Origin of the sequence: Methylobacterium sp. 13MFTsu3.1M2 (genome assembly GCF_900112625.1) — a bacterium.
In the GTDB taxonomy this organism is placed as follows: Bacteria; Pseudomonadota; Alphaproteobacteria; order Rhizobiales; family Beijerinckiaceae; genus Methylobacterium.
The window spans coordinates 1-22,036 of the sequence record NZ_FOMM01000013.1; the positions used below are offsets into that span (position 1 = coordinate 1).

Below are 22,036 nucleotides of genomic sequence, written 5' to 3' on the forward strand. Positions count from 1 at the left end.
CTCGAGCCTGTTCGGGGCGGGGTTCGCGGGCCGGACGAGCGCGCTGGGCCGGGACGGCGCGGTTCTGGGGGTGAGCCTGACGGGGGCGGTCGCCGCGGGCGTGCGGCTGTCGGTGGGCTATACCGGCGACGTCCGCCCGGGCGCCACCGCCCAGGTGTTCACCGCCGGCCTCCAGGCCGCGTGGTGAGGGCCTCTTGAGCCACGCTCCTCGTCGCGGCCGGGTCGCTCCCGGCACCCGTGCCGATCCCGCAGCATCACGCCGCGCATCGCACGGCGCGGCGGCGAGGGCAGCGAGGATCTCGGACGCCACCGCTGGATCGCCGCGCACGCCGGCGTGGTCGGCGCGCTTCCGCCGCCTCGCCATCCGCTCCGGGCGGCGCGACGATCTCCGCGCGCCTTCGCTCATCCCGTCCGCGCCCTCGTCCGCCGGACCCGGGCCAGAGGGTCGTGTGGCCGACTCCGCGTCAGAGGCGTCGGTGAGGAGCCAACTCGAGAGCGGACGCGCCGCGAACCGGCGTGGCAGTCGGATCCGTCGCGGCCGAGTAGGTTTCAGCCGTCCCCTTCTGCTTACGCTTCGCGGCGTAGAGGGCCGCGTCGGCGTGGCGCAGCAGCACGTCGCGGTCCTGTCCGGCCTCTCGTGACCGCGCGAGGCCGATCGTTCCCGTCACCCGCGCGATCTGACCCTGCCCTTTCACGACCATCTCGAGGTCGTGCAGGAGGCGCCGCACCATCGCCTGCACGCCCGCGCCATCGCAGCCGGCAGGCACCAGGATCGCGAACTCGTCGCCCCCCAACCGTGCCGGGAAGCAACCGGCGTAGCAGGGCGCGCGCAACCGCTCGGCTACGCAACGCAGAACCTCGTCGCCGGCCGCGTGCCCGAGGCGATCGTTCACGCCCTTGAAGCCGTCGAGGTCGATCAGGAGGACAGCCACATCGTCGTCGGAAGCGCGCGCCTCGCGCAGCCGCGCGTCGAGTGCGCGGTGGAATTCGGCTCGGTTGGCGAGTTGCGTCAGGTCATCGGTGCGCGCCTGATGGCGAAGACGCTGCTCCAAGCTGTGCCGTTCGGTGATGTCCTGGATCAGGCCGATGAGGGCGACGGGCTTACCCTTGACCAATTCGATCTCGCAGGAGCACCGCACGCGCCGGGCATTGCCCTTGGCGGTCACGAAATCGGCGTCCATCTCGAACGGCTCGCCCGTGTCCAGCACGCGCCTGACGGCCGCGCGGAAGAGGGCGCGATCGGGCTCGGGAAAGAAGTTCATGATCGCGCCAATCGGCACACCGCCGCTGACGGGCAGCTCGTGAATGACGAAGACGCCGTCCGACCAGGAGGTCGACCGCGTCTCGATATCGTAGCGGTACGAGCCCATCTCGGCCATGCGCTCCGCCTGCTTGAACTGGCGGCGCTCACGCTCCAGGCCCTCGACGGCCATCCGGCGTTCTTCGGCAGCCTCGGCTGCGCGCAGGGCCACGGCGCGCGCCTCGATCAGGGCCTCCGCGACGCAGGCCAGCTCTTCGAGCACCTCCAGGTCTGTCGTCGTCGGCTCGCGGGGCTGTTCGTCGAGGACGCAGAGCGTGCCGATCGTGATCTTGTCGCCGTCGGCTTGCCGGACGCGGACCGGCACGCCCGCGTAGTAGCGGATGTACGGGGCGTTCGTGACGAAGGGGCTGGCCACGAAGCGAGGGTCGAGGCTGGCATCCGCCACGATCAGCGGAGCCTCCGTCTCGAACACGACGGGGCAGAACGCCTGGGCACGCGGCGTCTCGGCCGCCAAGGGACCGCAACGCGCCTTGAACCACTGGCGCTCCGGGTCGATCAGGGTGATCGAGGACATGCCGGTGCCGAGCATGCGCTGCGCGAGCCTGGCGAGTGCGTCGAACTCGCGCTCCGGCGGCGTGTCGAGGAGGGCGATCTGGGCCAGCGCCTGCTGGCGGAGTGCCTCGCGCTGGGTATTCGATATGGTCCCCTGCAGCACTGTTCGACCTCGCCGGAGCCAAGATGGTATCCGGGGGATACGACGAGAAGGTTTAATCGAGGGTGCGATGGCCTGACCTTTCGTCGAGGCCAGGCTTCGTCCTGGGACTGGCGCTGTCCGGCACGCGCGCAGGGGCCGCTCTCACCGCTCTTCTCCCGCGAGCCGGCCGGCAGCTTCCGAGCGGGGGCGATCCGGCAGCGACCCGGGGTAGCCGTTCCGAAGAACATGGCCCCTCCCGGGGGAAACAGCCGAGTGTCCGGCGATGCGGGCTTCGGCCGGCGCTGGGGCCTCCCGGGCCTCGATCGCTGACCCGTGCGAGAAGCCGCGCGGCGGCGCGCGCGCGTCAGGTGGCTGCCCGCAGGGTGATCCGCGTCAGCTCCGACGGACGCCCGAGCCGGAGGGCGAAGCCGGGCCAGAGCCCGGTGCCGTTGCTGACGTAGAGCCGCATGGCCCCGACCCGGTACGCCCCCGAGACGAACCCGGCATTGCCGCGCGCCACCAGCCGGTCCAGGCCGCGGATCATGCCGCCGTGGGTGTGGCCGGAGAGCTGGAGCGCGACGCCGCGCGCCGCGGCCCGCGCGGCGTTGGCCGGCTGGTGATCCAGCAGAACGATCGGCGCGCCCGGCGGTGCGCCCGCCAGGGCCGCGTCGAGGTCGGGCCCCGGATGCCCCGTGGCGGGCGCGGAGCGGTCGGTGACGCCGGCCAGCACCAGCGCGTCGCCCCCGCGCCTCAGGATCGTGTGGGTGTTGGCGAGGACGCGGATCCCCAGGCCCGCGAGATGGCCCATCCAGGAATCGTGGTCGAAGAAGTACTCGTGGTTGCCGGGCACGGCCCAGACACCGTCGCGCGCGCGCAGGGCCCGCAGCGGCGCGACGTCGTCTCGCCGGGCCTCCAGCGAACCGTCGATGAAGTCGCCGGTCACGACGATCAGGTCGGCCTGGAGGGCGTCGGCCCGCGCGACGACGGCCCGCGCCCAGGCGGCCGGGAACAGGCGGCTGATATGCAGGTCGGTCAGGTGCAGGATCGTGTAGCCGTCGAGGCCGGGGGGCAGGTCCGCGATCGCGACCGGGACGTCTTTCAGGGGCGGCACGCGCACGGCCTGCCACACGGCGACGGCCGAGAGGCCCGCGGCCGTCGAGGCCACCGCGATGCGCCAGGCGGTCGGGATCGCCCAGCCGCCCCCGGGCAGAGCCAGCGAGATCAGCGCGACGGCATCGAGGCCGAGCTGCATCACCGCCGCCAGCGCGATCGCACCGAACGCCCAGTTGAACAGGATGACGACGGGGCGCGGAAACTCCGGCGCGAAGACGGAGCCGGAGGAGAGGCGGCTCCACAGGTGGTACTGGGAGGCGACCAGGAGGAGCCCGGCGAGGCCGAGCCTGAGCGCGAGCGGCACCGGCAGGGGCCACACCACCCGCGCGATGACGTAGGCCGCGGGCAGGCTGGGGATGAGGCGGATCATGGGCGGCTACATGGACCGGGCGACGGCCGAAAGGCAAAGCTCGCGCCGGGCCGCCCGGTGCGCGGCGGCACATGCGGTCGCCTCGCGCGGGTCGGGAGGTACCCTCCGCCGGCCCGTCGCCCGCCCCGCCTTCGCTCCCGCCGCGCCCGGAGACCGCCGGCGTCAGCGCGCGCCCGGATCGAACCAGGCGCGTAGCGGATCGAGGGTGGTCTCGTGCGCCAGCGGGGGCGACGCGCCGTCCGGGGCCGCCATGCCCACGCGGTCGTGCCAGTACGTCGCCAGCCCCACCCGCGCCGTGCCCACGAGGTCGAAGGCCGAGCCCGCGACGAACAGGCAGCGCGCCGGCTCGACCCCGAGGGCCTGCAGTCCCAGCCGGTAGGGACGCGGATCGGGCTTGTAGAAGCCGGCGCGCTCCGCCGTGACGACCGCGTCGAGTTCGACCCCCAGGCAGCCGGCGGCGATGCGACCCAGACGTTCGGAGCAGTTGGTCACGACGCCGAGCCGCACGGAGCGCGCCGCGAGCGCCTGCAGGGTCTCCGTCACACCGGGCCAGGGCCGGAGCTCGCCGTAGCGGTCCTCGAGGTCCGCCGCGAGGCGGCGCGGCAGGCCCACCGCCGCGGCGGCCTCCGCCACGAGATCCTCGTAGGGCCGGTACGCCCCCGTCCGGTAGGTGATCCGCAGGTACTCGGCCCGCCACCGGCGGCCGGCCTCCGTGCTGCCGGCGACCGAGTCCCACAGGGACCAGCTGTCGAGCAGGGCCGTCAGGAGGTCGAACAGGACGGCGTCGAACCGGTGGGCTGTCATGATGGGCTTCTCCTTCCGTATCGGGCGTCGCATCGGGCGGCGTCGGTGCCGGGGGCCTCGGGCCGTGCCGACGGGGCCCGGAGCGCGCGTCAGTGCGCGCGGGCGGCATGCGCCGCCCCGAGGAGGGCGGCGGTCACGCGCCTCGCGGTGTCCGGGCGGGCTCCCGCCGCGTCCGGCGCCGCCGGGCGCTCGCGAGGCGCCCGATCCGCGACGTCACGGTCGGCGCCGCCTACCAGCCATTGATGCGCGGCCAGACGGCGGCGACCCGCCCGTCGGCGTCGAGGACGTGATAGCGGTCGTACTGGGCGCCCGTCGCGCAGGCGTGGTTCGGCAGGACGCGCACACGGTCGCCGATGGCCAGGTCGGGGAGGGCGGCGCGGGAGCCCGGGCGCAGGGCGAGGATGCCGTGTTCCTGGTTGGCGTCGGCGACGATCAGGTCCGGGTAGGGGCGGCCGGCGCGGTCGCAGACCACGCCGTAGCCCTGATCGACCGCCTGCCGGGCCGTGCCCCGGTCGCGCGACAGCGCCATCCAGCCGGCATCGGTGATGATCCAGCCCTTGTCGCGGCGGTGCCCGATCACGGTGGCGAGCACGCTCACCGCGATGTCGTCGACCGCGACGGAGCCGACCCCGGCCTGGAACAGGTCGCCGAACATGAACACGCCGGCACGGACCTCGGTGATCCCGTCGAGGTTCCGGGCGTAGCGCGCGGTCGGGGTCGAGCCGACGCTCACCACCGGGCACGGCAGGCCCGCCGCGCGCAGGAGGGTGGCCGCCGTCACCGCCGCCGCGCGCTCGCCCTCCGCCGCCGCGGCGAGATCCTCGGGATCGCTGAGGCCGTAGCTGTCGCCGGCGTGGAGCAGCACGCCGCGCAGGTCCGCCCCCGCGCCGAGCGCGCGCCCGATCGCCACCAGCAGCGCCGCGTCGGCCGGCTTCACGCCGGAGCGATGCCCGTCGGCGTCGACCTCGATCAGGACCGGCAGACGGTCGCCGGTCCGCGCGGCCCAGGCGGCGACCGCGTCCGCCTGCTCGATCGAGTCGAGCACCACGGCGAGGTCCGCACCCCAGCGGCGCCGGACCGCGCCGACTCGGTCGAGCTTCTGCGGGGCGATGCCGACGCCGTAGATCATGTCCCGGACCCCGCCCTCGGCGAAGTACTCGGCCTCGCGCAGGGTCGAGACGATCGCCGGGCCGGCCGGACCGGTCATCGCCAGGCGGGCAACGTCGATCGACTTCGCCGTCTTCAGGTGCGGCCGGAAGGCGACGCCCAGCCGGTCCAGGTGCGCCCGCAGCCTTGCGAGGTTCGCGCGCATCCGCGCCTCGTCCAGGAGGAGGCACGGTGTCTGAAGAGGACCCGACGCCCCGTCGACCTCCGCTGACGGCACCTGCGTCCCGACTCCGGTGTCCGGCATGTCCACGCCTCCCTGTCTCGCTGCCGGGTGACAGATCATGCCGGACCGCGAGACGCCATTAATCTGTTCGGCATTCTGGATTAAGGTCGGCCTTAATGCTCGACACCGACGATCTCCGCTTCTTCGTCGCGGTCGCGGCCAGCCCGTCCCTGGCCGCCGCGGCGCGCAGCCTGAACGTGTCGCCGCCCGCCGTGACGCAGCGGCTGCGCAGCCTGGAGAAGCGGCTGCGGGTCCATCTGGTGGACCGGTCCGGCCGCGGCCTCACGCTGACCGACGAGGGGGAACTGCTGGCCGAGCGCGGTCGCGACCTCCTCGGCGCCTTCGACGATCTCGCCGACGCCCTGGCCGAGCGCGTCGGCGCGGTGACCGGACATCTGCGCGTCGTCGCCCCGCTCGGCTTCGGGCGCCGCTACGTGGCCCCGGTCGTGACGGCGTTCCGGCTGCGGCATCCGGGCGTGCGGATCGACCTGCTGCTCTCGGATCGCCTGGGCCGCATCCCGTCCGAGACCTGGGACCTCGCGATCCACGTCGGTGAGATCAGGGAGGCGACCCCGAGCCTGACTGTGCGCGCCCTCGCGCCGAACGACCGGATCCTCTGCGCGGCGCCCGCCTACCTGGCCCGGCATCCAGCCCCGCGCGTGCCGGCCGACCTGCGGGATCACACCTGCATCGCGCTACGCGAGAACGACGAGGACGTGACGCTCTGGCGCTTCCGCGCGGCGGACGGCGCCGAGGTCCGCGTCAGGGTGGATGCGGGCTTGGTCAGCAACGACGGCGACGTGGTGCGGGGCTGGGCCCTCGCGGGCCTCGGCGTGATCGTGCGCTCGGAATGGGATGTCGCCGACGACCTGCGCGCGGGGCGGCTGGCGCGCCTGCTCGAAGGCTACGCCCTGCCGTCGGCGCCGGTCGTCGCCCTGCTCGGCTCGGAACGGCGGTCGCGCGCGGCCCGGACGGAGCGGTTCCTCGAGGCGCTCCGGCGCTCGTTCGACCCGCTCCCGTGGCGCCCGCCCCCGGGGCCGGGCGCGGCCGCCGGGGATGCGGCGCCTTGAGGCGCCCCGGCCGCGCGCCGTCCGGCCCCGAACGCTTCGCCCGACGACGCCCGATCCCGATCAGCTCCGGATCTCGATCGGCGTGCCGACCTCGACCCGCGCGTAGATCGCGCGGGCCTCGGCGTTGGTCACGCCCACGCATCCATCCGTCCAGTCGATCAGACGATGCAGGCGGCCGACCCAGGAGAAGCCGTTCCTCAGACCGTGGATCATGATGTCTCCGCCGGGCGGCACGCCGGCCGCGGACGCCGCGGCGCGGTCGGCGGCGTCCGGATAGGAGATCCGCAGCGCGAGGTGGGCGATGCTGTCCGGGTTCTTGCCCGCGATGCGGTAGCGGCCCTCGGGTGTTCGGCCGTCGCCCTCCATCGCCTTCGGGCCGACCGGCGCGAAGCCCAGCGAGACGCGGTAGACCGCCAGCACGCGTCCGCCGCGCAGCAGCGTCAGGCGCCGCTGCGCCTTCTCCACGCGGACGAGATCCGCGCGCTCGGCCTGCGGCACCAGGCCGGGGGCCGCGGAGCCCGCGGGACCGTCGGCCGTCCCGAAGAGGAGGGCGAGCGGCGCGACGCAGAGGATCGGTCCGACGAGGTGGCGGCGTCTCATCGGCCGATCCTACGGGGCAGGCGTTTCACGGCCAAACGACCGGGCCCGGATCGCCGCCGGTCAGGGTCGATCCCGGAGTCAGGCGGCCCATCTCAGGGCGTCGCGGCCGGCGTGCTTCGCCTCGTACAGAGCGCTGTCGGCCCGCTGAGCCAGCGCTTCGTAGCCCTCGCCCACGCGCGCGACGGCCAAGCCCATGCTCAGGCTGACCGGCGCTTCGGTCCCGGCACCGGTCGAGAACGGCAAGGCGCGTGCGCTCGCGCGGATCCGCTCGCACACCGCCCTGGCGCGCGCGAGGTCGCTCTCGCGGAGAAGGATCACGAACTCGTCGCCGCCGAGGCGCGCGACCAGATCCCCCGGGCGGATCTGCGATGCGAGCAGCGATCCGAGAGTCTCGAGCGCGCGATCGCCCGCCGGATGCCCCCAGCGGTCGTTGATCTGCTTGAAGTGATCGATGTCGATCGCGATCAGGCTGACGGGCGGGAGTGCCCTGACGGGCAGGATGGTCTCGATCTGATGCTCGAAGCCCGCACGGTTGAGCAGTCCTGTCAGGGAATCGGTGAAGGCGCTCCTCGTCATCTCCCGATCGTGCGCGGCCAGCTCGGCCGTGAGCCGCGCCCGCGCGGAGACCTCCGCCGCGACGGGCAGGCAGGTCAGCAGGATGAAGGCCAGGAACACCTGGAACGCCTGCGCCTGCGTGACGGCGTCGGCCGCGATCAGGACCATCGGCCCGCGACCGTACATCGTTGCGACGCCTCCGATGACGGCCACGACCATCACGGCCGCGGTGACACCCAGGCGGCCCAGGCGGAAAGCGATCAGGATGAGGGGCGGGAAGATCAGGAACAGCAAGGGGCGGCTGGTGCAGAAGAAGGTCGCGTACGCGACCGAGCCTGCGAGGACGAGCAAGGCGGCCGCTTCGAGCCGGTCCCGCCAGCTCCGCTCCGCGAGCGCACGCGCGTAATCGCCTCGGAACAGCGAGAGCAGGAAGGGCGTGAAGACGATGAGTCCCAGGCCGTCGCTCGCGACCCAGGTGCCGAACGAGCGCAACAGGGGCTGGCCGAAGACGAGATGCGCCGTCAAGCCTCCCAGGACGCCGCTCGCGGCCGGTGCCAGCAATCCCGCGATCGCGAGGAACCGCAGGGCGGATCTCGTGCATTGCAGCAGGGCGTCCTGCTCGTAGGTCCTTCGCAGGAGACGGACGGCCAACATCACCTCGGCGAGGTTGGCGAGACTGTACAGGAAGGGGCCGATCAAAGTCCCCCGCGTCAGGACATTGGCCGCGATGTTCGCGGCCAATCCGGCGCTCAGCACCGTGCCCGATCGGGCCCTGTCATGGGAGAGCAGCAGGGCGACCAGAATGGCATTGGCCGGCCATAGGGCAGCGATGTCGTGTCCGCTACTGGCCAGGCTCAGTGTCGAAGCTGCGGTGCAGAAATAGAGAAACGCTGTCGTCAACCATAGATAGAGTGCCGGCTTCTCGTCGCTGTCGTCGTCGGATCGCTCTCGGATCATGGTCTCGATAGACATGAAAATTTATAACGAACAGATAAGATTGTGCAACTATTGGTATGTTATTCGTCTATAATACAACTGCGGGGGAGGGAGACAGCAATCGTCATGATCGGCGATCGGCGCAGCGAGCATTGCGCCGACTCGCATGATCGGAGATCGGAGCCGTTACGGGGTGCCGCTGAGGCGTCCGTCGCGCGGTTGACCGCGCGTCCCCGCGGCGGACCCGGTCTCGCGCGGGAGCGGCGGGCGTGCCGCTTCACGCCTGCCGTCCGCGATCCCGCCGGACCGAGCCGGCGCCGTCGAGTCCGTGGAGGTCGAGGGTCAGGGCAGCCGCCGGGGCGTCGGCGGGCCTCTCGTCCGGAGAGGCCCGCCTCGCAAGCAAAGGTGGCTAAAAGGCCGGCATTAACCAAAGCTTAATTATCTGAGGAGGGCCGCTCCGGCTGCCTAGCTCCGCAACGCCGGCTGAGATACGGTTAAGGATCACTTAACGGATCCGAATACGATGGCGTCTATTACAGGTCTCGCCAAAGACTTGGTGCCATACCCTGGTCCTGTGCCGCTGCGACGGCGTCCGACGGCCGCGCGGCGGCCGAGCGAGAAGCGGATCGCGCCGACCGTCTCGTCTCCCGACCACGGCCTTTCCGAACTCGCTCAGATCGAAGTCAATCTCGAAACCGACACCAGCACCCTGTGGGCCTTCATGCGCCCGCAGGGCCGCCCGTGCCAGAATCCCGAGATGCTGGCCGACTTCAGCCGGCTGCAGGATGGCATCGAGCGCGGTTTCGGCAACGGCAGCCTCGACCTGAACTACTTTGTCTTCGGTTCACGATTTCCCGGCGTGTTCAGTCTCGGCGGTGATCTGAGCCTGTTCGCGAGCAAGATCCGCGCGGGCGACGAGGCCGCGCTGGTCGGTTACGGCAACGCGTGCGTCGATGTTCTTCATCGCAACATGAACGCGCTGAACCTGCCGATCATCACGATCGGCCTCGTTCAGGGCGACGCGCTGGGCGGGGGGTTCGAGGGCCTGCTCTCGTTCGACGTGATCATCGCCGAGAAGGGCACCAAGTTCGGCTTCCCGGAGATCCTCTTCGGGCTCTTCCCCGGTATGGGGGCCTACAGCTTCCTCGCCCGGCGTCTGGGGACCATCAGGGCTCAGGAGATGATCCTCGATGGGAGAACCTACACCGCGGAGGAGATGCACGAACTGGGAATCGTTCACGTCCTCGCCGAGCGGGGCCAGGGCGAGGCGGCCGTGCGCGCGTACATCGCCGGCAACCACCGGCGCCGCAACGGGCAGCAGGCGATCTATCGAGCCGCCCGGGAGGTCAATCGCATATCGTTGGAGGAACTGAGAAAGATCGTCTCGGTCTGGGCGGCCGCCGCGATGAATCTCACGGACAGGGATCTGAGCATCATGGAGCGGCTCGTCCTGGCGCAGGACAGGCTCAGGGGAAAAGCCCAGGCCGCTCAGGCCCGCACGGTGACCGCGCGGGGGCCGGCGGGGTCAGCTCGCTAGCTTCGTCACGGGCTCCGCGGCCGCGAGCATGGCCCGGATCTGGGGTGCGGCGACCGGACGACTGAACACGTAGCCCTGGATCAGATCGCAGCCCTCGGCCCGGAGGATGGAGAGCTGCGTCTCCGTCTCGACGCCCTCGACGACGATGGCCATCCCGATGCTCCTTCCCATCCCGACGATCGCCCGGATGATCGCGGTCGACTCGGCCTTCCTGTCCAGGTCCCACACGAACGACCGGTCGATCTTCAGCTTGTCGAAGGCGAAGTTTCTCAGGGAGCTCAGGGACGAGTAACCGGTTCCGAAATCGTCGATCGACAGGCGGATCCCGAGCTGGCGGAGCGTGTGGATGGTCTCGACGATCTTGTGCGTCGCGCCCAGCGTCACGCTCTCCGTGATCTCGAGCTCCAGGCGATGCGCCGGGAGGCCGGAGCGGTTCAGCGCGCCGATGACGTGGAAGGCCAGCTGCGGATCACCGAACTGACGCGGCGACATGTTGACCGCGACGCTCACGGTCGACGGCCAGTTCCGGGCCTCGCGGCACGCTTCGTTCAGAACCCAGTCGCCCAGCTGGACGATGAGCCCCGTGTCCTCGGCCACCGGGATGAAGTCCGACGGCGGGATGTAGCCGGAGACGGGGTGCTGCCACCGTAGCAGGGCCTCGCAGCTCACGATCGCCCCGGTGCTCGCGTCGACGATCGGCTGATAGTGCAGCTCCAGTTCGCCGTTGGTCAGGGCGGCCCGGAGATCGGACTCGAGGGCGTGCCGCGCGCGCGTGGCCGCTTCCATCTCGTGCTGGAAGATCTTGAACCCGCTCCTGCCGGCCCCCTTGATGGCGTAGAGGGCGATATCGGCGCATTTCAGCAGCCTGTCCTCGTCGTTGGCATGGAACGGGGCGATCGCGATGCCGATCGAGGCGCCGACCGTGACGTGAGTGCCGTCGATATCGAAAGGTCGCTCCAGCTCGTGCAGGACGCGCTGCGCGAGATCCTCCGCGACGGCCGGCGACGTGACGGATTGCTGGACGATGACGAACTCGTCGCCGCCGAGGCGGGCGACCGATCCGGACAGCGCCCCGATCCCGCGCAGCCGGTCCGCCACCATCTGCAACAACCTGTCTCCGGCCGGATGCCCCAGCGTGTCGTTGATGACCTTGAAGTGGTCGAGATCGAGCAGATGGACCGCGAAATCGCCCTTGCTGCTGGCGCTGGCTTTCAGCGCCTGGGAGACCTTGGCCTTGAAGCTGCTGCGATTGAGCAGGCCCGTCAGATCGTCGTAACGCGCCATCTGCTGGATGCGGGCTTCGCTCCGACGCCGCTCGGTGATGTCCTCGAAGATGATCACGTAGCCCTTCTCGGCGGTCCGCCGCTGCATCAGGGAGACCACGCGATCGTCGGGGAGGATCAGGACCAGGTTTCCCGACCTCAACGCGTTCGACGCCGCCGAGAATGTCGAGAGCGTCGCGCCGCGCCCCGCGGTTCGCTCATCGATGATGGCGCGGCTCAATGCGTACAGCGATTTGGCCGTCGAATTGGTGTGGATGCGGTTCGAGGGAATGCCCGATATCGAGAGGAATTGGTCGTTCCAGACCTGGAGCCGGCCGCGCGCGTCGAACATGCACAGTCCGTGCGACATGTTGCGCAACGCGATGTCGAAGAGATTGGCCTGGGCCTGGAATTTCTCGGCGAGCGCCTCCTTCTCGCGCGTGGTCACCAGGGCCGACACGATGATCTCGCGCGTGCTGAGCGTGATGTCGATCATGCCGTAGGCGAACAGGAGCGAGAGGATGCCGAGCGAGGCCCGCTCGCCGTCGCCCGACACGAGCAGGCCCGCGGATAGCGGCATCGCCGACAGGAGCACCTGCGCGATGGCCAGCAGGGGGCGGCCCGCATTGCGGCCCGAGATGCCCGCGGCATAACCGATCGTGAACGTGGGGGTGATGACCTGGAGCGCGAGGTTGGACGACCGCGTCGTGATGAGGAACGACAGGATGCCGAGCGACGCGGCGTAGGCGAACGCGCCGAGGGAGAAGTAGGTCTCCCAGAGCTCGTAACGATCGTGCTTCTGCGGCCCCTTCGTCAGGTAGATCCGAGCGAGCACGATGCGGGTGAGGCCGATCAGGCCGACCGCGAACGCGGTCACCGTGATCGCGCGATCGTCGGACCAGAACGCCGCGGCCGTGGCGACGATCGTCCCGGACGCGGCGCCGACCGCGAGCGACGCGAACGGCTGATACAGCCCGTCGACGAGCGAGCGCTTCACGCCGCGCGCGAGGAGGGCATCTTCAGCGAGTGCGGCCCGCAGCTTGGAATACAGTCCCAACGCGGCGTCTCGCTACTTCGCTCTCGTCGACGGGGGCATCATTGTAGCAGTTCAATCCCAGGTTATATCCGCATATTAGCGGCCTGGAATTTCAAAAATATTGAAAACCGTGGTTAACGCCGCGCGCGGGGCGAATCTCTGCTTCGAATATTTGTCTCCTCTGCGCAAATATTCGGTGATCTCCGTCGTTCACGAGGCCGAATATCGGTGCCGCGCCGGGCCGTCCGGCGCAGGTATGGACGAGACGGGCGCGGGGGGTTCACTCATATCCCGTCGGGCGTTGCGCCGCGGACACCCCACATTCGGAGCTGTCGTCTTGCTCGGCCGCGTTCGGCGCGAAGACGTCTGCCTGTTCGTCAGACGTCGCGGCGATCGCGCGATCCTGCCCCGGCGGCATCGTGGCACCGCCGATCCCGTTGCGCGCTCAACGTCCGCATCGGCGCCCGGATGATGTCGTCTCGTCGGGGACTTTCACGCTCCCGGGCGCGCGACATCGCTGTCCGCCGTACGCGACCGCCACCGTTGCGTGTGAGTCGCCTCCCCGGCGCGATCGCGCTCGCGGAGCCCGGGCCACTCGCGCGCCGCCGGCGACCGGCTCAGCCGATCCCGAGGCCGCGGATGAGCAGGACGGCGATGGCCAGCAGCACGCCGAGCGAGGCGGTGACCGCCATCGTGACCCGGCCGCCGACCTGGGCCAGCACGCGCACGTCCACCCCGAGGCCGAGCGCGGCCATCGACACGATGGTGAGGAAGCCGGCGAGGCGGGAGATCGGCGCGACCCAGGCGTCCGGGATCAGCCCGAGCGAGCGCAGGCTCGCCAGGGCCAGGAAGCCGAGGATGAACCACGGGACCAGCTTGAAGAAGCCGGGCCGGCGCCGGGCGCTCCCGGGGGCGCTTCCCCCAGCAGGCTTGGCGCTCGCTCCCGCCGCCGGCAGGCGCGGGGCGAGGAGCGAGAGCGCCAGCACCACCGGCCCGAGCATCAGCACCCGGACCAGCTTGACCAGCGTGCCCACCTGCGTGGCGAGCGGGCCCACCGGCACGGTCGCGGCCAGCACCTGCGGCACCGCGTAGACGGTCAGGCCCGCCAGCACGCCGTACTGGTGCTCGCTGAAGCCGATGAGCGGCACGAACAGCGGCAGGCCCAGCACCATCAGCACGCCCAGCACCGCCGTGAAGGCGATGGCCGCCGCCACGTCCCGGCTGTCCGCCCCGATCACCGGCGCCACCGCGGCGATCGCCGAGTTGCCGCAGATCGCGTTGCCGCAGGCGATCAGCAGCGCCATGCGCACCGGCAGGCCCAGGGCGCGGCAGAGCGCGCAGCTCGCCAGGATGGTCAGCGCCACCGCTCCGACGATGCCGGCCAGCAGCGCCGGGCCCGAGGCGACGATCGCCCCGAGGCTGACCGCGGCGCCGAGCAGCGTGACGGCCACTTCCAGCACCTGCTTGGCCGAGAAGGCGATCCCGGCCTTGAAGCGCGCGCCCGGCACCCAGGCGGTCCGCACGGCCGTCCCCAGCAGGATGGCCAGCACCAGGGCCTCGACGTAGGGATGGCCGGTCAGGTGCTCCTCGCCGGCCTGCAGAGCCTGCGCCACCGCGGTGATGCCCAGGCACAGGAGCAGGCCCGGGAGCAGGGTGCCGGCCGCCCCGGCCCAGGCGGAGGCTCCCCGCGACCCGGTCGGCGCGGCCCCGGACCGGTCCGGCACGGCGGTTCTGACGGTCATCGCGCGACCTCCTGCCCGGTCTCGGCGCTCAGTAGGCCGCGCCGAGATAGCCGGCGATGGCCCGGGCCTGGTCCTCCGTGATCGGCGCCCGGTAGACCTTGATCATCTTGGCGACCTCGGCGTCCCAGAACGCCTGCCCCTTCCGGGGCGGCTGCATGGCGACGTAGTCGGCCGAGTGGCAGGTCAGGCAGTTCTCCTGCGCGGCCTGGAAGCCGGCCGCGTGCGCGGCATCCGGGGCCGGCCGGAACTGCGCCGTCGGCTCCGGCAGCGCGTAGGTCTCGGGCGCGGCCAGCGCGGGTGTCGCGGCCAGCGCGGCGGCGATCGCGACGACCGACGCGCGGGGTGGGCGGGTGCTGAACATGCCGATCCTCCCTCTAGGCCGCGCGCACGCGGGTCGTCTCGACGACGTTGCGCATGTAGCCGGCGGGGTTCCAGCGCGGCTCCATCGGCTGGGTCGCGCCGTCGTTGCCCGTGGCCCGCACGCGCAGGGCGTGGGCGCCCGGCGCGAGATCGACCTCCGCGGTCCAGGTGCGGAAGGCGTAGGGGCCGAGATCCTGGCCGAGCCGGGCCGCGCTCCAGGTCCGGCCGTCGTCGGCCGAGACCGCGACGTCCCGGATGCCCGAGCCGCCGTCGAACGCGATGCCCCGCAGGGCGACCGGACCCGCCTTCACCGGCGCGCCGTCGGTCAGGTTCGTCAGGAAGGAGCGGACGTTGAGGCGGCCGATCGGGACGGTCCTGTCCGGCGCCTTGCCGGGCTCGGTGCAGGCGCAGGGATTGTCGGGGATGCGGTAGGCCGTCTTCATCCAGAAGCCCTCGAAGGGGTGATCGAGGACGGCGATGCTGTCGAGGTGCTTGACCCAGTAGGTGCCGTAGTAGCCCGGCACCACGAGGCGGAGCGGGAAGCCGTTGAGCCAGGGCAGGTCCTGCCCGTTCATGCCCCAGGCGAGCAGCACCGCGCCGTCCCGGGCGTGGTCGAGGGTCAGCGCCTTGGCGAAGTCCGGCGTCTCGGGCAGGATCGGCCCGTCGAGGCCGTTGAAGGCGACCTGCACGGCGCCGGCCTTCACGCCGGCCCGGTCGAGCACCGTCTTGAGCGGCACGCCGGTCCAGCGGGCGCAGCCCATGGCGCCGTTGGCGAGCTGGCCGCCGGCGATGCGCGGCTCGAAGAAGCCGCGGGAATTGCCCGAGCACTGGTTGACCGCGACGATCTCGGTCTGGGGCATCGCCTTGAGGTCGGCGAGCGACAGGGAGAGCGGCCGCTCGACCTGCCCGGTCACGGCGACGCGGAAGGCCTGCGGGTCGATCTCGGTCGGGATGTCGGCGAGGTGGTAGCGGACGAAGAACGCGTCGTTCGGCGTGATCGCGCCGCCGTCGAAGACGGCGAACGGCGTCTCCAGCTGCGGCGGGCGCGCGGTCATCTGCAGGAGCGGCCGCTTGCCCGGATAGGCCACGAGCGGCCGCTCGCCGTTGCCGAAGGGCAGCGTCACCCCGTCGGCCGCCCGTGCGCGCGGCACGCCCCCGAGCGCGGCGAGGGCGCCGAGAGCGCTCAGCCGCATGAAGTCCCGTCTTCCGCGATCGGTCATCGCGCGCTCCCCGTTCAGGCTGTGGCAGCGGAGGTCCGGTTCGGCGCGCCCCGCCTTCGACTGCGGGACGGCGCGTCGGGGGGGATCCCGGTCAGCGAAGGACCGAGAGGTAGTGGATGTCCTGCGTCAGGCAGGTCGAGAGGCGCCACTCGACCGGCCGCTCCTCGAGGTCGATGGCGACGCGGTCGATCTCGAGGGCGGGGGTTCCGGCGGGCACCTGGAGCAGCTCGGCCTCGCGGGGCCCGATCGCCACGGCCTTCAGGCGCTCCTTGGCGGTGGCGATCGTGATGCCGTAGCGGGTGGCGTAGAGGCTGTAGAGGGTGTTCGGCAGCTCGATCTGGGCGATGCCCGGGAACAGGCCGGCGGGCACGCTGATCGTCTCGACCACGCACAGCTTGGCGTCGACGGCGCGCACGCGCTCGATCCGGACCACGCGGGCGGACCGCACGAGGTCGAGCCGCCCGCGCTCGTCGGCGCTGGCGGCCGCCTCCGCGATCCCCGTGACCCGGCTCGTGGGCATGCCGGTGCCGTCGCCGTCCGGCCGCAGCTTCAGGAAGCGGAAGACGCTCTGCTTGTCGTCGTGGTCGGCCACGAACGTCCCGCGGCCCTGGCGGCGCACCAGCAGGCTGTCGGCGGTGAGCGCGTCGAGCGCCTTGCGCACCGTCCCCTGGCTGACGCCCAGCTCGGCGGCGAGCTGCCCCTCGCTCGGAAGGATCTGGCCGGGCTGCCAGACCGCGTCGGCCAGGCGCTTCAGCAGCGTGTCGTAGACCTGCCGGTAGAGCGGGCGGAAGCCGACCGCGCCGACTCGTCCCGAGTCTGCGCGCCCCGAACCTGCCTGCCCTTCGCCTGACCGTTCCATCGCGTGACGACGCAGAGCCCCATCCGTGGGTAGAGCGTCGAAGGTTGTGTCCAGCACCTCTCCCTCCTCTCGCTTACGTCGCCCTGCCGACGGGAGCAATCACGGGTTCTTCCTCCGCACAGGCGTTACGCCTCACAGCGCCCGGATCTCGGCCACGAGGGCTTCGGCCACGTCGAGGCCCGCCTCGGCGGCCCGGCGGCGGAGCCCGAGCCGGCGGCTGCCCGGGAGCCGGGCGCCGTCCTGCGCCTCGATCGCGCCGGCCAGCGCCGCGAAGCGCTCCGGCGCGTCCGGGCTGAGCGCCGAAGCGTCGAGGGCGAGGATCAGCTGCCCGGTCCCCGGCGGGTCGCCTGCGGCGTCGAGGAACGAGGAGGCTTCGCCGGCGAAGCGCGCGCCGACGAGGCCGGCGGCCAGCAGCTCGACCATCAGGGCGAGCGCCGTCCCCTTGGCGTCGCCCAGCGGCACCATGGTGCCGTTGAGGGCGGCCGTGGCGTCGGTCGTCGGTTGCCCCTCCGCGTCGAGGGCCCAGCCCTCGGGGATCGGCTCGCCGCGCTTGGCCGCCCCGACGATGTTGGCGCGGGCCACCTTCGACAGGGCGAGGTCGACGACGATCGGCGCGCGGCCCGGCAGCGGGCAGGCGAAGGCCAGCGGGTTGGTGCCGAACACCGCCTGACGCCCACCCCAGGGGGCCATCGCGGCGGGCGTGTTGGCGAAGAGCAGGGCGACGCAGCCCTGCTCGGCCAGGACCTCCACCGGGCGGCCGGCCGCGCCGCAATGGTGCGAGCGGCGGATGCCCGCCGCCGCCACGCCCTGCTGGCGCGCGACGCCAGGCAGCGCCTCCAGGGCGAGATCGATCGCCGGATAGGCGAAGCCGTGGGCGGCGTCGATCGCGAGCAGGCCCGGCCGCGGGTGCTCCGCCCGCGGGACCGCGTCGCCCGCGACCTTGCCGGCACGCACCTGCGCCGCGTAGGGCGCGACCCGCGACAGGCCGTGGCCCTTGAGCCCGTCCGCCTCGGCGCCGACCAGGGCGCGGGCGACGCTCCGGGCCGCGGCCTCGGCCGTGCCGCAGCGGACGAGGGCGTCGGCGGCGAGGGCCTCGGCCTCCGACAGGGTCAGGTTCGGCATCGGCTCAGCGCTCCGTGAGGTGGCGGCGGACGGCCGCGGCCGTGACGGCGGAGACGCGCACGTTCGACTCCTGCGTCACCCCGGCGATGTGCGGCGTGAGGATCAGGTTCGGCACGTCGGCGAACACGGCGCCCGCCGCCGCGTCGAGGGGTTCGCGGTCGAACACGTCCAGCGCCGCGCCGCCGAGATGGCCGGACCGCAGGGCTTGCGCCACGGCCGCCTCGTCCACCACCCCGCCCCTTGCCGCGTTGATCAGGATCGCGCCCTTCGGCATCCGCCCCAGCGCCGCCGCGTCGATCAACCCGCGGGTCTGATCGGTGAGCGGCACGTGCAGCGAGAGCACGTCGCTCTGGGCGATCAGCGCGTCGAGCGCCTGGCTCTGCACGGGGCCGGTGGCCGGGTTCCAGGTCGGGTCGTCCGCGGCCACGAAGGGGTCGTGGGCGGCGACCGTCATGCCGAGGGCCGCCGCCCTCCGGGCGGTCTCGCGGGCGATCGACCCGAAGCCGACGAGGCCGAGGCGCTTGCCGGCGATCTCGCGGCCCATCAGGGCGTTGCGCGGCCACGTGCCGGCCGCCACGCGGGCCGTGGCCCCGTAGGCGCCGCGCAGGAGCAGCAGCGCGGTGGCGACCACGTACTCGGCGACCGCGCCGTCGTTGGCGCCGGTGGCCGGGTAGACCGCGATGCCGCGCGCCCGGCAGGCCGGGACGTCGATGTTGTCGAGGCCGACGCCGAGGCGGCCGACGACCTTGAGATCGCGGGCGGCGTCGAGCAGGGGGCCGCGGACCTGGGTCCGGTTGCGCACGATCAGGGCGTCGGCCCGGGCCACGGCGGCGGCGAGGTCTCCGGGCCGGTCGACGAGACCCGGATCGTACTGCACGTCGAGGCCGGCGAGCTCGGCCGCGATCGCGGCCTCGTCCATGAACTCGCTGATGATGACCTTGGGCATGGAGGATCCTTCTCAGGTCGCCGGCACGGCAGCGGGGAGGGGGCGGCGCAAGGCCGCCGCCGGCTCGCGGGCGGGGATCGCGTCCGCCGCCTCGTCCTCGTCGTCGAGGAGGTCGAGGTTCGGGGTGATGCGGCCGTCGAGCACCGCCCGGGCGTGGGCGAGGTCGATCTTGCCCTCCCAGCGGGCGATCACGAGGGTCGCCACCATGTTGCCGACCGCGTTGGTCACGCAGCGCAGCTCGTTCAGGATGCGGTCCACCCCGATGATCAGGGCGATGCCCGCCACCGGCAGGAGCTGCGAGGCCTGGAGCGTCGCGGCGAGCACGAACAGGATGGCGCCGGCCACGCCCGCCACGCCCTTCGAGGTCACCAGCGCGATGGCGAGGATGCCGAGCTCCTGCTCCCAGGTCAGCGGCACGTTGAGGGCCTGGGCGATGAAGCCGATCGCCATGGTCAGGTAGATGCACGAGCCGTCCATGTTGAAGGACAGGCCGGCCGGCATCACGAGGCCGGTCACGCTCTTGTCGACGCCGAGCCCGTTGAGCTTGGCCATGATCCGCGGCAGCACCGATTCCGAGCTCGTGGTGCCGAGCAGGATGAACAGCTCCTCCCGGCTGTAGCGGAACAGCTTCCACAGGCTCAGGCCGACGTAGAAGCGCATCACGCCGCCGAGGAAGACCACGATGAACACGATGAAGGTCAGGTAGAGGGAGACGATCAGCATCCCGTACTGGGCGAGGATGCCGAGCCCGAACTTGCCGATGGTGAACGCCATCGCCCCGAATGCGCCGATCGGCGCGAAGTGCATGATCAGGCCGACGACCTTCATCAGCACGTCGCCGAAGGCGTGGACCACCTTGAGCGGGAACTCGCCGCGCCGGCCGAGCATCGCCAGACCCATGCCGACCAGCACTGAGAAGAACATCACCTGGATCAGGTCGCCCTTGGCGAAGGCGTCGACCGCGCTGTGCGGGATGATGTTGGCGAAAATCTCCATCGGCGACTGCGCGTGGGCCTTGCCGGCGATGCCGGCGACCAGCTTGGCGTCGAGGCTGTCGACCGTGGCGTTCACGCCGTCGCCCGGCCGCAGCAGGTTGACGAACAGGAGGCCCGCGGCGAGCGCCACCGTCGTGGCGACCTCGAAGTACAGGATGGTCTTCAGGCCCATCCGGCCGACGCTCTTCATGTCGCCGACATGCGCGATGCCGACCACGACGGTGCAGAAGATGACGGGGGCGACGATCATCTTGATCAGGTTGATGAACATGTCGCCGAGGATCTTGCAGCCCACGGCGAAATCGGGGGCCACCACCCCGACCGCGATGCCCAGCGCGATGCCGAGCAGGACCTGGCCGTAGATCGACCGAAGCAGCCTCATGCGTTCCTCCAGAATGACGGGACGGAGGCCGCCGCGGTTTCCCCCGCGGTCGTGCGCTCCGGCGTGGTCCTGACCCCGTGGCGTCGGGGCCGCGCCCGCGGACCGGATCGCGGTCCGCGGGCGCGGGACTTGTGCGTCAGGCGCTGCGGTAGAGCTTCGTCATCACGAATTCCCGGTGGCCGAGGGACTCGGCCGCCGTGAGCCGGCCGTTGGCGGTGCGCACCACCATGTCGATGAGCGCGTCGCCGGCCTGCGGGATCGTCATCTCACGGGTGAGCACACCCGAGACGTCGACGTCGATATGCTCGCCCATGGTCCGCACGGTCCGGGGATTGCCGGTGATCTTGATCACCGGGACGATCGGGTTGCCGATGACGTTGCCCTGGCCGGTCGGGAAGGTGTGCACCACGTAGCCGGCCGCCGCCATCAGGGTGACGCACTCGGCCGCCGCCGAGGACGTGTCCATGAAGTACAGGCCGGGCCCCTTGGCGGGCGCCTCCGCGGGCTGCAGCGCGTCGATGAACCGGCACTCGTGGCCGATCTTCTCGAGGTTGCCGAGCGCCTTCTCCTCGATCGTGGTGAGGCCGCCCGCGATGTTGCCCTTGGTCGGCTGCGAGTCCGAGAGATCGTCGGTCTTGTGGGCCTCGATCACGTCGTCCTGGTAGGCCTTCCACATCGTGTACCACTTGTCGGAGACTTCCGGGCTGATCGCCCGCTCGCGACAGAGGTGCTCCGCGCCGGTGATCTCCGAGGTCTCGCCGAACACCCCGTAGATCCCGTGCGGGATCAGCTTGTCGTACATGTTGCCGACGGTGGGGCAGGAGGCGAGGCCGGTGGTGGTGTCGGACTCGCCGCACTTGGTCGAGACCCAGAGGTCGGCGATCGGGCATTCCTCGCGCTGGAGCTCGGTGGCCCACTGCACGAAGCGCTTGGCCTGGTAGCTCGCCCTGGCGACGATCGCGATGTCGCCGTGGCCCTCGATGCCGAAGCCGACGACCGGCTTGCCGGTCCTGGCGATGCCCTCGACCACGCGGTTGGTCCACTGGTCCTCGATGCCGATCACCACGACGGCGGCGACGTTCGGGTTCGAGCCGATGCCGATCAGGGTGCGGAAGTGGAGGTCCAGATCCTCGCCGAACTGGAGCCGGCCGTAGGCGTGGGGCAGCGCCATCGTGCCCTTCACGTTGTTGGCCACCGCCTCGCAGGCGGCGTTGGACAGATCGTCCAGCGGCAGGAGCACGACGTGGTTGCGCACGCCGACCCGGCCGTTCTCCCGGCGCCAGCCCATGAAGGTGGCGGAGGTGTAGTTCTCCGAGGCGCGCCCGGTCGCGAGCGCCTTGGTGGCGAACTGATCGGGCGCACCGCCGACGAAGGGGGTGGCGATCTCGTGTTCGAGCTGAGCGGCTTCCTTGAACATCGTCACCTCACCAGCGCTTCGTCTTGACGTTGTGGACGTGGACGTGCTCGCCCTTGGCGACGTCCTTGATGACCTTGCCGATGTCCTGGCCGTACTTGATGGCCGTGTCGCCGGCCTTCAGGTCGGTGAGCGCGACCTTGTGGCCGATCGGGATGTCGTGGCGGACATGGACCTCGAAGGTGCTGTCGTTCTCGGTGACCACCCCGAAGGCGTCGGTGCTCGCGCTCAGGCCCTCGATCACCGCGACGGCGACGTTGTCCTGGGGGGAATGGGCGAGAAGATGCGGCTTGCGGCGCCCCGCGCCGGACGCGGCGTGGCTGCTCATGCGGTCCTCCTGATCTGCGTCGTCGGCTTCTCGGCGGCGA

The 22,036-nt window shown here is 71.5% G+C and carries 19 protein-coding genes and 1 pseudogene; 4 read left to right on the top strand and 16 right to left on the bottom strand.

Annotated elements, in window-relative coordinates; translation table 11 throughout:
* A partial coding sequence (locus tag BM314_RS30605) for a hypothetical protein (RefSeq protein WP_170868112.1) occupies positions 1–187 on the top strand: 187 nt, incomplete at its 5' end.
* Between the two features lie 51 nt (positions 188–238).
* Positions 239–389, top strand: a pseudogene (locus tag BM314_RS29980) (IS5/IS1182 family transposase); the annotation flags it as partial.
* A gap of 75 nt (positions 390–464) precedes the next feature.
* On the opposite strand, the gene BM314_RS13775 reads toward BM314_RS29980, so the two are convergent.
* The 4 genes from BM314_RS13775 to BM314_RS13790 all read right to left on the bottom strand — a co-directional run bounded on the left by BM314_RS13775 (position 465) and on the right by BM314_RS13790 (position 5,653).
* Complete coding sequence (locus tag BM314_RS13775; protein WP_244539943.1) at positions 465–1,961, bottom strand: diguanylate cyclase domain-containing protein; 1,497 nt, start codon at positions 1,959–1,961, stop codon at positions 465–467.
* Positions 1,962–2,319: 358 nt separating this feature from the next.
* Positions 2,320–3,438: a metallophosphoesterase gene (locus tag BM314_RS13780; RefSeq protein ID WP_091681720.1), complete on the bottom strand. Its 1,119-nt coding sequence runs from the start codon at positions 3,436–3,438 to the stop codon at positions 2,320–2,322.
* Between the two features lie 162 nt (positions 3,439–3,600).
* Positions 3,601–4,242, bottom strand: coding sequence for an HAD-IA family hydrolase (locus tag BM314_RS13785; protein WP_056530626.1), 642 nt, complete (start codon positions 4,240–4,242; stop codon positions 3,601–3,603).
* A gap of 229 nt (positions 4,243–4,471) precedes the next feature.
* Positions 4,472–5,653, bottom strand: coding sequence for an alanine racemase (locus BM314_RS13790; protein WP_091978487.1), 1,182 nt, complete (start codon positions 5,651–5,653; stop codon positions 4,472–4,474).
* 95 nt (positions 5,654–5,748) lie between these two features.
* Between BM314_RS13790 and BM314_RS13795 the strand changes: the two genes are divergently transcribed.
* On the top strand, positions 5,749–6,702 hold the full coding sequence (locus tag BM314_RS13795) for a LysR family transcriptional regulator (protein WP_091978488.1): 954 nt from the start codon (positions 5,749–5,751) through the stop codon (positions 6,700–6,702).
* Between the two features lie 60 nt (positions 6,703–6,762).
* Here the strand turns inward: BM314_RS13795 and BM314_RS13800 are convergent, their stop codons facing one another.
* A complete protein-coding gene (locus tag BM314_RS13800; protein WP_056530618.1) occupies positions 6,763–7,302 on the bottom strand; it encodes a L,D-transpeptidase family protein in 540 nt (179 codons plus the stop codon).
* A gap of 78 nt (positions 7,303–7,380) precedes the next feature.
* A complete protein-coding gene (locus tag BM314_RS13805) occupies positions 7,381–8,829 on the bottom strand; it encodes a GGDEF domain-containing protein (RefSeq protein ID WP_091978489.1) in 1,449 nt (482 codons plus the stop codon).
* 487 nt (positions 8,830–9,316) lie between these two features.
* On the opposite strand from BM314_RS13805, the gene BM314_RS13810 reads away from it, so the two are divergent.
* Positions 9,317–10,330 carry a crotonase/enoyl-CoA hydratase family protein gene (locus BM314_RS13810; protein WP_091681712.1) on the top strand — a complete coding sequence of 338 codons (1,014 nt, stop codon included), beginning with the start codon at positions 9,317–9,319 and terminating at the stop codon, positions 10,328–10,330.
* On the opposite strand, the gene BM314_RS13815 is transcribed toward BM314_RS13810, so the two are convergent.
* The 10 genes from BM314_RS13815 to BM314_RS13860 form a co-directional block, all read right to left on the bottom strand.
* Entirely contained in the window at positions 10,319–12,649 is a 2,331-nt protein-coding gene (locus BM314_RS13815; protein ID WP_091978490.1) for a putative bifunctional diguanylate cyclase/phosphodiesterase, read from the bottom strand. The genes BM314_RS13810 and BM314_RS13815 overlap by 12 nt on opposite strands.
* A gap of 596 nt (positions 12,650–13,245) precedes the next feature.
* Positions 13,246–14,370: a YeiH family protein gene (locus BM314_RS13820; RefSeq protein ID WP_091978491.1), complete on the bottom strand. Its 1,125-nt coding sequence runs from the start codon at positions 14,368–14,370 to the stop codon at positions 13,246–13,248.
* Positions 14,371–14,398: 28 nt separating this feature from the next.
* The gene (locus BM314_RS13825; protein ID WP_091978492.1) at positions 14,399–14,731 is read right to left on the bottom strand and encodes a SorB family sulfite dehydrogenase c-type cytochrome subunit; all 333 of its coding nucleotides are present in this window, start codon (positions 14,729–14,731) and stop codon (positions 14,399–14,401) included.
* Positions 14,732–14,744: 13 nt separating this feature from the next.
* Positions 14,745–15,950, bottom strand: coding sequence for a SorA family sulfite dehydrogenase catalytic subunit (locus tag BM314_RS13830; protein WP_091978493.1), 1,206 nt, complete (start codon positions 15,948–15,950; stop codon positions 14,745–14,747).
* 91 nt (positions 15,951–16,041) lie between these two features.
* Positions 16,042–16,866 (bottom strand): GntR family transcriptional regulator, encoded by an 825-nt coding sequence (locus BM314_RS13835; RefSeq protein ID WP_091978494.1) that lies wholly within the window; start codon positions 16,864–16,866, stop codon positions 16,042–16,044.
* A gap of 75 nt (positions 16,867–16,941) precedes the next feature.
* Entirely contained in the window at positions 16,942–17,931 is a 990-nt protein-coding gene (locus BM314_RS13840; RefSeq protein WP_091978495.1) for an Ldh family oxidoreductase, read from the bottom strand.
* 4 nt (positions 17,932–17,935) lie between these two features.
* Positions 17,936–18,877, bottom strand: coding sequence for a hydroxyacid dehydrogenase (locus BM314_RS13845; RefSeq protein ID WP_091978496.1), 942 nt, complete (start codon positions 18,875–18,877; stop codon positions 17,936–17,938).
* A 12-nt stretch (positions 18,878–18,889) separates the two neighbouring features.
* A complete protein-coding gene (locus BM314_RS13850; protein ID WP_091978497.1) occupies positions 18,890–20,254 on the bottom strand; it encodes a cation:dicarboxylate symporter family transporter in 1,365 nt (454 codons plus the stop codon).
* Between the two features lie 136 nt (positions 20,255–20,390).
* On the bottom strand, positions 20,391–21,671 hold the full coding sequence (locus BM314_RS13855; protein WP_091978670.1) for a UxaA family hydrolase: 1,281 nt from the start codon (positions 21,669–21,671) through the stop codon (positions 20,391–20,393).
* A gap of 7 nt (positions 21,672–21,678) precedes the next feature.
* The gene (locus tag BM314_RS13860) at positions 21,679–21,996 is read right to left on the bottom strand and encodes a UxaA family hydrolase (protein ID WP_020094921.1); all 318 of its coding nucleotides are present in this window, start codon (positions 21,994–21,996) and stop codon (positions 21,679–21,681) included.
* Between the last annotated feature and the right edge of the window lie 40 nt (positions 21,997–22,036).